General features: G+C 50.7%; 11 protein-coding genes. 5 read left to right on the top strand and 6 right to left on the bottom strand.

Annotation, left to right across the window (positions count from 1 at the left end; genetic code table 11):
• Positions 1-289 precede the first annotated feature (289 nt).
• The gene (locus AAGQ96_RS12525; RefSeq protein WP_342753708.1) at positions 290-577 is read left to right on the top strand and encodes a hypothetical protein; all 288 of its coding nucleotides are present in this window, start codon (positions 290-292) and stop codon (positions 575-577) included.
• Between the two features lie 36 nt (positions 578-613).
• Here AAGQ96_RS12525 and AAGQ96_RS12520 read toward each other — a convergent pair whose 3' ends face one another.
• Positions 614-1,084, bottom strand: a complete 471-nt coding sequence (locus AAGQ96_RS12520; protein WP_342753707.1) for a DUF943 family protein — start codon at positions 1,082-1,084, stop codon at positions 614-616.
• Positions 1,077-1,877 carry a DUF3289 family protein gene (locus tag AAGQ96_RS12515; protein ID WP_342753706.1) on the bottom strand — a complete coding sequence of 267 codons (801 nt, stop codon included), beginning with the start codon at positions 1,875-1,877 and terminating at the stop codon, positions 1,077-1,079. Before AAGQ96_RS12515 ends, AAGQ96_RS12520 begins: the two co-directional genes overlap by 8 nt.
• Positions 1,878-2,664: 787 nt before the next feature.
• Here AAGQ96_RS12515 and AAGQ96_RS12510 point away from each other — a divergent pair.
• Complete coding sequence (locus AAGQ96_RS12510; protein ID WP_147198494.1) at positions 2,665-3,219, top strand: molecular chaperone; 555 nt, start codon at positions 2,665-2,667, stop codon at positions 3,217-3,219.
• A gap of 178 nt (positions 3,220-3,397) precedes the next feature.
• On the opposite strand, the gene AAGQ96_RS12505 is transcribed toward AAGQ96_RS12510, so the two are convergent.
• Positions 3,398-4,285, bottom strand: a complete 888-nt coding sequence (locus AAGQ96_RS12505) for an EamA family transporter (protein WP_147198491.1) — start codon at positions 4,283-4,285, stop codon at positions 3,398-3,400.
• 210 nt (positions 4,286-4,495) lie between these two features.
• Here AAGQ96_RS12505 and AAGQ96_RS12500 point away from each other — a divergent pair, with 210 nt between their 5' ends.
• Together AAGQ96_RS12500 and AAGQ96_RS12495 are read left to right on the top strand one after the other, a co-directional pair.
• Positions 4,496-5,236 (top strand): glutamine amidotransferase, encoded by a 741-nt coding sequence (locus AAGQ96_RS12500; protein ID WP_147198490.1) that lies wholly within the window; start codon positions 4,496-4,498, stop codon positions 5,234-5,236.
• Positions 5,237-5,448: 212 nt separating this feature from the next.
• Positions 5,449-6,969: an aldehyde dehydrogenase family protein gene (locus AAGQ96_RS12495; RefSeq protein WP_147200618.1), complete on the top strand. Its 1,521-nt coding sequence runs from the start codon at positions 5,449-5,451 to the stop codon at positions 6,967-6,969.
• Positions 6,970-7,153: 184 nt separating this feature from the next.
• Here the strand turns inward: AAGQ96_RS12495 and AAGQ96_RS12490 are convergent, their stop codons facing one another.
• Both AAGQ96_RS12490 and AAGQ96_RS12485 read right to left on the bottom strand, forming a co-directional pair.
• Positions 7,154-9,331 (bottom strand): EAL domain-containing protein, encoded by a 2,178-nt coding sequence (locus AAGQ96_RS12490; RefSeq protein ID WP_342753705.1) that lies wholly within the window; start codon positions 9,329-9,331, stop codon positions 7,154-7,156.
• Between the two features lie 119 nt (positions 9,332-9,450).
• Positions 9,451-10,800, bottom strand: a complete 1,350-nt coding sequence (locus AAGQ96_RS12485) for a sodium:proton antiporter (RefSeq protein WP_342753704.1) — start codon at positions 10,798-10,800, stop codon at positions 9,451-9,453.
• 256 nt (positions 10,801-11,056) lie between these two features.
• Between AAGQ96_RS12485 and hemB the strand changes: the two genes are divergently transcribed.
• On the top strand, positions 11,057-12,034 hold the full coding sequence (gene hemB, locus AAGQ96_RS12480) for a porphobilinogen synthase (RefSeq protein WP_342753703.1): 978 nt from the start codon (positions 11,057-11,059) through the stop codon (positions 12,032-12,034).
• Positions 12,035-12,072: 38 nt separating this feature from the next.
• Here hemB and AAGQ96_RS12475 read toward each other — a convergent pair whose 3' ends face one another.
• On the bottom strand, positions 12,073-12,381 hold the full coding sequence (locus AAGQ96_RS12475) for an EthD family reductase (RefSeq protein ID WP_147198486.1): 309 nt from the start codon (positions 12,379-12,381) through the stop codon (positions 12,073-12,075).
• Positions 12,382-12,606 lie beyond the last annotated feature (225 nt).

Here is a 12,606-nt window from a genome sequence, read left to right as displayed (position 1 = left end):
TCGACGGATATTGAAAAGGTTTTTCCTGAGATAATCGTTTCAATCCGCCGTAGTTGTTTTAACCTTCACGGTGTCTGAAATAGCCTTATTTTTAATAATAGAGAGAAAGAGAGGGAGGCGCTGAGTGGTGCAAACTGGGTGCATAAATTTCAGGTAAGCACGACAACCAGGTTTATATGCAGCCAGTGCTATGGTTGCAGCTTATGGCATGTCCCGTCTGCATGTAGAGTGATCAAATTTTATGGCGGCGATGGTGATAAGACACACTGGTCTACAGATGGGAGATAAAATGAAAATTAAGTTTACGCCATTGGCAATTTTACTATTTTCAGCAGGTTGCTCTGCCGTACAGACTAATGCACTACCTGCTGATGTTGAAGCTTTCCAGAACAATGCTGAGGATTGTCAGCATTTCGCGGGTGAATGGGATAGCTATTGGTTAAAATCTGAGCAGGAGCAAATCGAGGCTTCAGTTGATAAATATTGTGGTGCCGCTCGTAAACAACAGAAGCAGTTGCAAAAAAAGTACCCTGGAGATAAGCAGGTGCAAGAAATTACCGCAGAGTATGATCTATAGAAATTTAAGTATCCTGTCTGAGCGAAAACGATCGCTTCAAGGCACAGGTGAGAACTTACTTTTATCAGTCTTATTTTGTTTATACATTTCACCATTAATGGAGATAAACAGGCTACTCTTCATTTCACCCATCACTGTAAAACTGGTCTCTTTCTTGATGCAGCGCTTTTCATTTTTTATCGAGTTATCACATATATAATCTCCTTCATTGTCGCCTGATAAAAAATTAGCGTGCGGAAGTTTTACGTAACCGTCACCAAAGTTCATTATTGGAAGAGTGAAGTAGTCGTTCTCAGGGATAAGGTGGTATTTGTTTTGTAGTAACGATTTGTTATTGTTCCACCATGTAATTTTATTTTCACTGTTATCAGGCGCGTTTTCAACAAAGACCAGGCCGTCAATGACGGCCACTATTTTTGTTTCTTTAGCTTGCTGGCTAATAAAAATTACCATTGTGATTAATATAACAGCAAAAGCTGTAATCTGAATTGTTTGCTTATTAAACATTATTTTCACCGGTGATGTTAATACGCGCTTCCATGTTAGTAAAAAAAGGTTTATATGCTAATTTTTCGTAACGTTGTAAAACAAACCAGATTCTGAAAATTTGAAGGTACTTAAATCTGACATCCTGAATATCAGTAGTGTCCAAACCGAAATGATCCTGCCCTCTAAAAAGTAACGTCGCAGTATACTTGTTCCCTTCGAATTGAAGCCGTTCAATTATTATTTTTGTGCTATTTATCTGGTGAATGCTTATTCCAAGACCATTTATTCTGTCAGTGGGCCTTTTAAATATCGGTAGATGCGATTGCGAAATATTTTGAGAGAAATCCCTGGCTGATAATCCTCTGTTCCATTTGTTGAAGGTATTAAGCGTGTTAATAATTGCCATTTTTGTACTGGTAACAGAGATATCGCTCTCTATCATCCTTTTATATGCCTGGCTCATTTCTGCATCATAGAAATCACGTCCATCATTTAATTGCATATGGTTAAATACTTTTTTAATAATATTTTTGTAAGGACCCCAAAATGCAAAGCGAGCAGCTTCAAATTGTAGCTGTTCAAAGAGGATAGCGGCAGTTTCCTCGCGGCTTAAGATCGGCATATTGCCATAAGCGGGAAGATGCAGTTTCTTGAAGCTATAAGGATCAACACGGTCTGATACTGCAATAAGTCCATATTTTTGCTTTAGTGTTTTTTCTGATATGTCGCCATAGCGCATGTCATCAGTCATGCGATCTTGAAAGGATTTTTTAGAGCAAAAAATCTCAAGAGATTTTGCGATCCCACGCATATTTATTCCCTTTTTAATTGATTTTTTCTAACTTTTGATGCTTTTGTATTTTACCCTATAACGAATGAAAATAAAAGTTGCTTTGAGTTTTGTTAATGCCTTAAGGCGGTCTTTTAATTTTTAATATATTTTTGCATGAATTAGATTCCTTTCAAGATGTGTTTTCTGAAAGCTTACTAATAAATTATACAGGTGTTCACTATTCGTAATAAAATTAATCTGGGTATGGCTGGGTATGGCTGGGTATGGCTGGGTATGGCTGGGTAGGGGGCATTTTTCTGAAAGAATTAGGCCTTATGGGCAATACTTATAATTCTTCGCAAAGCGTTCACGGGTTTTCTTCTGTGGTTAACTCTCAATCCGTTCAGCCGAGAAAGGGTATTTGTAGTGGCGCTTAATTTTTCAGCAATATATTGCTGAGACAGGTTGCGATAGACACGCCATGCGGCTTGTAAACTTACATCTTGTTTAACCATGATGTTCACTACAGCACCCGGTACTTATCCTTCTAAAATTCGGTATTTTAACAGAAATTTGATGGTGTAAATCTACTCCCCTGGTATCTTTTATACCCATTAATTTAGTGTGGTTATAACTTATCTTTACTTCTTCACGGAGAGCAGATTTTTTATTCAACATTTCTCACTCCATCATTGCTAATGATTTAGCATTTATAACGGCAGGTCATTTATACTTCCAGCAATCCAAACCGCCCATGGGCAAAACGATTACTGAATTTGCCAATATGTGACCCTGTCACAATTAATCTCTGAATGGACTGACCGTTATGAATGAATTTTCAATCATCTGCCGTATCCTTGGCTCGCTCTACAATCGCCAGCCGCAGGATCCGCTGCTGGTGCCGCTGTTTACCCTGCTGCGTGAAGGCAAATTACAGCAGCACTGGCCGCTGGAGCAGGATGAACTGCTGACGCGTTTACAGCAAAACAGCGATCCGCTGGCGCTGGCCACCGATTACAATGCGCTGTTCGTCGGCAGCGACTGTAAGGTGCCGCCTTATGGTTCGCAGTGGGAAAATGGCCCGCAGGAGAGTGAAGTTCGTGCGTTTCTGCAAAGCCGTGGTATGCCGCTCGGCGATGCGCCTGCTGACCATTTTGGCGCGCTGCTGCTGGCTTCATCATGGTTGGAAGATCAGTCGGAAGCCGACGAGGCGCAGGCGCAAATCATGTTGTTTGATGACTATCTGCTGCCGTGGTGCGGCCAGTTCCTCGGAAAAGTCGAAGCACATGCCAGCACCGCGTTTTACCGCACGCTGGCGGCGCTGAGCCGCGAAGCGCTTCAGGCAATGCGCGATGAACTGGCCGAGGATGAAGAAGAGTAGTAACCGGCAGTCAGCCAGAGGTTTTTCGTTAAGACGTAAAGGTCTGCGAAAAGCCTCGCATATGTTGCTTTTATCTGACGATATTTGAACCGACCCGCATTATCCTCCCCGAATAGTCATTGTTTCCCCCCTTTTTTTCACTCTAAAAGTAGCAAGGGAACGGGTCTTTCGCCTTTTGCTAACGCAGGCGTCGACGTTTGGGCAGGCGAGCATGCATGCGCAGATTACGCAGGTTGATAACCGCAAGCGCCGTACCGGCAACCACCAGCAGCGAGCCGATAATTTTAAAGCTGTTCATGCTATCGCCCAGCACCAGCACGCCCATGATGACTGATAATACGGGGGTCAGAAGCGAGTAGGGCATAATCAGATTGACGTTGTAACTGCGCAGAAGGCCATACCATAAAGAATAAGCGATGATGGAAGAGCAAATTGCGCTGTAGAAAATGCCAAACCAGCCGCGCCAGGAAGCATGCGCAAGACTGGTCAGCTGATCGGATTCCAGCAGCAGCGAAGCGGTCCCCACAATCGGGATGGCCAAAAACGACAGCCAGGCAGTCAGGGTTAGCGGCTTGATTGACGGCGATTTTTTGACGATCAAATTACTGATTGCCCAGCCTGCCGCGCTGCACAGCAGCAGGCACAGTACCCACCAGGCGGGAATGGTCGGGCTGCCCGATAAGACCACGACGCCTGAAAGCGAAATCGCAATGCCGAGCATCTGCACCAGCGACAGTTTTTCTTTAAGGAAAATCATCGCCAGCACCATGGCAAACGGTGTCCCCAGCTGCACGACAATGGCGCCTGTTCCGGCATCGGTATATTTCAGGCCGACAAACAGCAGTGAAAAATGCAGAAAACCGAAGGTAAAAGCCAGCGGGATCAGATAACGCAGCTGATCGCGGGTGATTCGAGTAAAAGGAATAAGGATCAGCGCGACCACCACAAAGCGCATCAACGTCAGAAACAGCGGCGGGAGATCGACCAGCCCCCATTTTACCGCAATGTTATTAAAGGCCCAGGTAGTGACCACCAGCAAAATCAGGAAAAAATGACGCAAAGCCACGGAGCAATCCTTAAAGTCAGCGTGAGCTTTTTATCATGGCATGAATTGCCCCTGTTTTACGCATCCGCTCACCATTTTTCTCCTGCTGATATGACTTTTTAGGGTGTCAGTTGCAGAAAAAGTTCTGTGACAGCCGGTACACCCCATGCGATGATAATTCACTGACGCCTGCCGTCAGTGAGCAGGATGCAACTTACATAAGGATGGTCAATGAACGCCTCTCTTCCGTTAGCGATTATTCAGCTGGAAACGCCGCCTGAAGGCGTGGTGGCAAGCGTGGGTGAACAGCAGCACTGGTTCGTTGCGGCGTTGGATTTGCAGCCGGATGAATATCGCGTCATCCGACCCGATCTGGGCGAAGCCCTGCCGGATCCCGCTTCGTTGTCTGCGGCTATTCTGACCGGCTCCTGGGCGATGGTGACCGATCATGCCGACTGGAGTGAGCGCACGGCCGCCTGGATCCGCAGCGCAATGGACCACCAGCTGCCGCTGCTTGGCGTCTGCTATGGTCATCAATTGATGTCTTATGCGCTGGGCGGGCTGGTGGATGACAATCCGCGCGGCGTGGAACGGGGACAGCAGAGGATCGCAACGCAACCCGGCTGCGAGAAAGATCCGTTGCTGAGCTCGTTGCCTCCGCACTTTTCGGCGTGGCTCTCGCATCAGCAGTCAGTGCTGCAAGCCCCGGAGGGCGCTCAGGTGCTGGCAACCTCGGCAATGGATGAGTGCCAGATTATTCGCTACAGCCAGCAGGCCCTCTCATTCCAGTTCCACCCGGAATTTACCGGCACCATCATGACGGCCTGTTTGCAAAACAGTCAGCATGATGACGCCACCAGCAGTCTGTTAACGCATCAGTCTGAACCCGTCTGGCCGCTTCAGCTGCTTCAGGCTTTTTGGCAGCAACAGCGCCCAGAAAAACGTACAGCATCGGGTGCTCTGTCCGGCTAAACTCGCTCACCGCGCCGCAGCTTCCCATCGCGCGGCGCGAATATTTATCCTCCGTCGTGCTTTACCTCACAACCTGTAAAATTCTTCCCTTCCTTGTGTCGCGATCACAGTTTCCACTTTGTACACCTGACATTCTCGCTGTTATCAATAATGTTAAGCGTTGGTTTGTTTATTGTTAACTTTTGGTGGGGCTACCTCACAGGAGAACGATGATGCGTTATGCATATCCGGGCAACAAAGCGTCGCTGATTACCCTGCAATCGCAGTATGGCAATTTTATTAACGGTGAATTCGTTGCGCCGCTCAATGGAGATTACTTTACTAACACCTCACCGATAAACGGCTCGGTCATCGGTAAGTTTCCGCGTTCTGGTAAGGAGGATGTGGAAAAAGCGCTGGATGCGGCGCACGCGGCGGCCTCTGCCTGGGGCAAAACGTCAGTCCAGGCACGTTCGCTGACGTTGTTAAAAATTGCTGACCGGCTGGAAGAAAATCTGGAATATCTGGCGGTCAATGAGACCTGGGATAACGGCAAACCGGTTCGCGAAACGCTGGCTGCCGATCTGCCGCTGGCGGTCGATCATTTCCGCTATTTTGCCGGCTGCCTGCGCGCGCAGGAAGGCTCTGCCGCCGAGATTGACGAGTTTACCGCTGCCTATCATTTTCATGAACCGCTTGGCGTTGTTGCACAAATCATTCCGTGGAATTTCCCATTGCTTATGGCCGCGTGGAAACTCGCCCCGGCCCTCGGCGCAGGTAACTGCGTGGTGCTGAAACCGGCTGAGCAGACGCCGCTGTCGATTACGCTGTTTGTGGAATTAATCGCCGATCTTTTACCGCCGGGCGTACTGAACGTGATCCATGGCTTCGGTCGCGAGGCGGGGGAAGCGCTGGCAGGCAATCCGCGTATTGCTAAAGTCGCCTTTACCGGCTCTACCGCAACCGGCGGTCATATCCTTGAACTGGCGGCTAAAAACTTGATCCCTTCCACCGTCGAACTGGGCGGGAAATCACCCAATATCTTCTTTGAGGATATTATGCAGGCGGAACCCTCCTTTATTGAGAAAGCGGCGGAAGGGGTGGTGTTGGGCTTTTTAAATCAGGGTGAAGTTTGTACCTGTCCTTCACGGGCGCTGGTGCAGGAATCTATTTATGCGCCCTTTATGGAAGCGGTTCTGAAAAGAGTAAAAACGATTAAACGTGGCGACCCGATGGATACCGAGACCATGGTGGGCGCGCAGGCTTCACAGCAGCAATTTGATAAAATCCTCTCTTATCTGGACATTGCGCAGCAGGAAGGGGCCGAGATCCTGACCGGCGGCGGCATCGAAAAGCTCGAAGGCGAGCTCTCCACCGGTTATTACATTCAGCCAACCCTGCTGAAAGGCAACAACAGCATGCGCGTTTTCCAGGAGGAAATTTTCGGGCCGGTGGTCGGCATCACCACCTTTAAGGATGAAGAAGAAGCGATTGCCATCGCCAACGATTCTATCTACGGTCTTGGCGCGGGCTTGTGGACACGCGATATCAACCGGGCGTATCGGGTAGGGCGGGCAATCAAAGCCGGGCGGGTCTGGACCAACTGTTATCATCTTTATCCGGCGCATGCCGCGTTTGGCGGCTACAAAAAATCCGGTATTGGGCGGGAGACGCATAAAATGATGCTCGACCACTATCAGCAAACAAAAAACCTGCTGGTCAGCTATAGCGTGCAGCCGCTGGGCTTTTTCTGACAGTAAACCGGTGCTGACCTGAGGTGTTGTTTTTACCGACAGACAACACTTTTATCAAAGCGTGAGGGGCAGGGGCCTGTAATAAAGCGTCACGGCCATGGACGGCCTTGTCGGGCTGGCATGGATGCCGCCTGCTAAGCCGGTAGTCAATGTCTGGCGGCTCAGGTGCAGTTTGTCGCTGTGCTCAACCCGCTTTTCTGTGGCTCAGCAAATCGGCGATACGCGCTTCCGGTACCGCCTGCGAGAAGAGGAATCCCTGAAGCTGATTGCATCCCGCTTCCGCCAGCGCCGCCATCTGACTGTCGGTCTCCACGCCCTCGGCGGTTACGGTCAGCCCCATCGCCTGACCCAGCCTGACCACCGATTCAATAATCGCCACTGAATTTTCCGTCACGCCCAGCGACTGGGTAAATGAACGGTCGATTTTGATTTTATCGACCGAGAAGTGGCTAAGGTAATTCAGGCTTGAGTAGCCGGTGCCGAAATCGTCCAGCGCGATCTTAAAGCCCGCCTGACGCAGCTTGCTCATGATTTCCTGCGCCCCTTTTTCATCTTCAATCAGCACGCCTTCGGTAATTTCCAGTTCAATGCGGGTGGGCAGGGTTTTTTCCTGTTTCACAATCGCTTTAATGCGCTCAACAAAACCTGCCGCGCGGAACTGGAGCGGCGAAACGTTGACTGCGATGGAGAGATCGGGCCAGGCCAGCGATACCCGACACGCTTCGCGCAGCACCCATTCGCCAATTTGAATAATCAGCCCCATCTCTTCCGCCAGCGGAATAAACTCGTTGGGCGAGATCAGCCCGTGAACCGGATGATGCCAGCGCATCAATGCTTCCAGACCCACCACCTGCTGGCCGGAAATATCCATCAACGGCTGATAGTAAACCGCCAGCTCGCGTTTGTTTTGCAGCGCGATACGCAAATCGGCGGCAACCTGCTGCCGGGTTTTTACCGACTCATCCATTACCCCTTCAAACACGCGATATTGTCCGCGTCCGTGGCTTTTTGCCTCGTAGAGCGCGATATCCGCTTTACGCATCATCTCGGTGCGATCGGATGCATCGTCCGGTGCCGTCGCCACGCCAATACTGACGCCGATCCAGGTTTCACAGCCTAACAGCGTAAAGGGCCGTGCCAGAGATTCGATAATGCTTTCGCACAGCTGCTGAACTTCGCGAGGAGAGCGAATCCCTTGCACGATCACCACAAATTCGTCTCCGCCTAACCGGCCCACCGTATCCGTATCTTTAACCAATTCAGTAAGGCGATGCCCGACACTGATAATGAGATCGTCACCCGCATGGTGGCCGTAGGTATCGTTCACCAGTTTGAAACGATCCAGATCCAGCAACAGCAGGGCAACCTGTTCCTCATTATGCATCCGCCTGCCCAGTGCCTGGTTCAGACGGTCTTCAACCAGCGCCCGATTGGGTAATCCGGTCAGCACATCATGAAAAGCCAAATGTTGCGCCTGGGCTTCGCTGGCGCTCAGTTGCAGGAGCGATTGCGACAGCGTGAGTGAAGAGAGCCATAAACGGCGGATCATCACCCCGCAAATCAGGCTAATGATCAGCACCACCGCCAGCGCCACCGGCCCGATAACATGCAGCATTTCTGTACCCGGCGCGTAAGGCTGCCAGCTGATATAACCCAGCGAATTCCCTTCGCTGTTTTTCAGCAGATAGTTAGCACCCGCGCCAGCGGGGTGTCCGTCGGCATAGCGTAATCCACGTAGCAGGCTGCGTTCGGAAAGGGCGCTAAGATACTGGTCATCCAGATATTTAACGCTGATCAGGGTAAAGCCGGCGCTCAGGCCATTTTCACCGGCAATGGTGCCAGCCGCCAGCGCAACCGGGCGATTGTCAATCAGCGCATAGTCAATGGTTTCGCGGTGATGATCGGTACTGCTATAGGGCACTTTGAGCTTGCCCATTAACGTCGTAACCGGCTGCTGAAGATGGGAAAACCGCGCCAGCGGCACATTTTTACCGTTTTCCCAGCGGTAGATGGGCTGGTTCTTCGCATCAAGGATATATACCAGCTGATGCCCGAACATGTCAGAAAGCCATGAGCCGACGTTTTGATTAAGCCAGATTGTATCCTGAGGCGCGCGCGTGAGTCGTCGACCCAGCGGCTGCCACAGCGCCAGGCTGCGATGCTGTTTGATCATCTCATTCAGGCTTTGCGTGAGCGTGGTCTGAATGATTTGCTGCTGTTCGGCTGCGGCATTTTCATTACTTTTTGCCGTGGCCCACCAGACGGTAAATGAAGCGGCAAGAAAAGTAACCAGTAATACCAGTATGAGAGGGATAAGCACTTCACGAATAAAATGACTGCGAAAACTCTCTGATATTTTCATGTTTTTTATCAACCCGCGCTGCCTGACAGCAATACCGTAGTCCTCTATTGAGGCTAGCATAAATCCGAAATATCGCTTTCAGGCGGGCAACGGTTGCGCGACCGGTTGATTTAGTACGCTTATTCTTTTTTACGCTCTCTGGCTGCCGCTTTTGCCTGTCGCCAGCTGAGCAGCGGCGTGACCGTCATACCGTGCAGCACCACGCTGGCAACGATCAGCGTAATAGCCATATTCGCCATATGCGTGGCTTCTTCTCCCGCCAGGCCGTGGGTATAGGCCCAGGCGATATAGTTGATACTGCCGATACCGCGAATACCCAACCAGCCAATAATTAGCTTTTGCTGCCAGGGCGCTTTAATACCGGTGGTACCGATAAATACCGCCGCAGGGCGGATCACCAGAAATAGCAGGCCCGCCATCAGTAGCCCGGCAAGATCCCAGTGCTGGGCCAGCGTAATGCCAAGCACAATGATAATGCCTGCGGCGAACAGACGCTCTACGGTATCGCCGAATGACAGTGCGTCACCTACCACCAGCCCCACCGAACTGGCAGGATTGGTTTCGCCAGCCGAGTGGCGAATATGGGGATTTACCAACACCTCGGCGGGTGGCCGGTGTTCACTGTCGGAAAAGTCATCAGCAGGCTGGCGGCTGATAACCCGCATTTCTGCCCGGCGCAGGCCCACGCCCGCAGCAAAGGCCGCGAGGAAGCCGGAAGCGTCCAGCGCCTGAGCGGCGGCATAGCTCAAGGCAATCAGTGCCAGCGCCAGAAAATCATTAGGTGCGACATCCTGATGAGTATGGCGCAGGTGAGTCGCGTACTGACCGACGAAACGGCCCAGCACAAAGCCAATGCCCATACCGCCTGCAATTGCCCACAGCACATCCACCAGCGCCCAGTGGCCGAACATATTCAGCGACAGTTCTTCATGGCCGGTCAGCAGCATCACTGCCAGCATCAGGAGCGGCAGCGCGCTGCCGTCGTTCATGCCCGCTTCGCTGGAGAGCGACACCCGCAGGTTGTCATTATCGCTGGCATCATTAACCGAGATCAGGCTGGCCAATACCGGATCGGTTGGCGCAACGATGGCGCTGAACGCTAAAGCCATCGGCCAGGAAAGGTCCGCCAAATAATGTGCTGCCAGCGTCATTCCGCCAACGGTTAGCAGCATGCCAGGAAACGCTAACCGTAAGCCAATGCGCCAGCCCTGATGTGATAAAGGCAGGCGCAGCTTCAGGCCGGTAATAAACAGTGACGCCGCCATGGCAATTTCAGTCAGGTGAGCGGTCAGCTCGGCGTGAGCCGCAATATCAACCTGTAACAGATTCAGTACCCACGGGCCACACAGCACGCCAGCGGCCAGATAAAGCGCAAAAGCCGTCACCGGGCCACGTTTGATCCAGCCCGATGCCAGCGTCATTAACAGTAATAATCCGCCAGTTGCGGCGGTCCAGCCAAGAAAGCCCATTTCTACTCCTCTGGTGTTTAAGGCTTAATTATGGACGCTAAATAAGGTCACAGCAGGATATCTGCTTGAAAAGGCATATTTTTGGGAAAATGTGCAGGGCAGAGGCGTTGTGAAACCAGGCATTCTGTGCCGTTAGTGGCTAAGAATTATCGCAATCATTGTCAGAAAGCGTTCAGAGGTATACTGTTAACAGACTCATTTTTTCTCGCTGGCCGTTTTCTCTTCGCCAGCGGTTATCCGCTAAATCGAGGTTGTTTTGTCCATTTATTCACCTGCCCATCGCCCAAGACGTCTGCGTCAGACCCCATCCTTCCGCTCGCTGTTTCAGGAATCCTCACTCAGCATTAACGATCTGGCGCTGCCGATCTTTGTTGAGGAAGGTCTTGATGATTACAAACCTATCCAGGCGATGCCTGGCGTTATGCGTATCCCGGAAAAGCGGCTGGCGTATGAAATCGAGCGTATTGCCAAAGCGGGTATCCGCTCGGTAATGACCTTCGGTATTTCCCATCATACCGATGCGGATGGCAGCGATACCTGGCAGGAAAATGGGCTGGTCTCCCGGATGTCACGCATCTGCAAAGAGACCGTGCCGGAAATGATCGTGATGTCCGATACCTGTTTCTGTGAATACACCACGCACGGACACTGTGGCGTGCTGCATGAGCACGGTGTGGATAACGATGCAACCCTGGTCAACCTTGGCCGTCAGGCCGTTGCCGCCGCGCGAGCAGGTGCTGATTTTATCGCGCCATCGGCCGCGATGGACGGGCAGGTAGGGGCAATCCGCCGTGCGCTGGATGAAGCGGGCTTTACCGATACCGCTATTATGTCTTACTCCACCAAGTTTGCTTCTTCCTTCTATGGCCCGTTCCGTGAAGCGGCGGGAACCTCGCTGAAAGGCGATCGCAAAACCTACCAGATGAACCCGATGAACCGTCGTGAAGCGATCCGTGAATCCCTGATCGATCAGGCCGAAGGGGCAGATGCGCTGATGGTCAAACCGGCTGGCGCTTACCTGGACATTATCCGCGACGTGCGCGAGCGCAGCGAACTGCCTCTGGCCGCCTATCAGGTGAGCGGTGAATACGCGATGCTGAAATTTGCTGCGCAGGCGGGCGCAATCAACGAACAGGATGTGGTGCTGGAAAGCCTTGGTGCCATTAAGCGCGCGGGTGCCGATCTGATCTTTACCTACTATGCTCTTGAGCTGGCTGAAAAGAACCTGCTGTAAATGCGTTGAGGCGGGACTTGCCCGCCTCTTTTTACCGCCTACACCACGACATCAGCAATCCATTTCACCGACTGAATATTCGTGAAGTTCGCTACATCCCCCACGATCTCCTCAATATGACCTGCCATTCCTTTCTGTAAATCACTCACTGAATGACAAAACAGATGACAGGCTGCAATCCAGGGTGCAGGGTCACCTTCCGGCGTGACAATATTTTTCTCAATGGAATAAGAAACCAGCGCGTCTCCCATCCGCTCTTTTATCAATGGCAGATGAACGTCACGGTAGTAATCATGGTCAAAGTGGCCATTTTCTGTATTGGGGTACATCACGCTATATTTAATCAAAATATGCCCTCTTTAGTTTTTGTTTATTCATTTTTTACGATTGAAAACAACATTATAATAGCAAAGGCATTGTTATTATTAACACTTTGAGTGGTGATTTTAACACGAAAAGTAAGGGTGCTAATTTATTTAAGGTGATATTTTTCACGGCAACATCTAATTCTTCCCGCTTCTGATTCAATAATTGCAATCCTGTTATTATCCGCGTGGTGATATATTGCTTTC

The organism is Pantoea sp. MBD-2R (assembly GCF_039134845.1).
Taxonomy (GTDB): Bacteria; Pseudomonadota; Gammaproteobacteria; order Enterobacterales; family Enterobacteriaceae; genus Erwinia.
The sequence above is the reverse complement of the archived record's forward strand: the minus strand, read 5'-3'. Positions and strand labels throughout refer to the sequence as shown.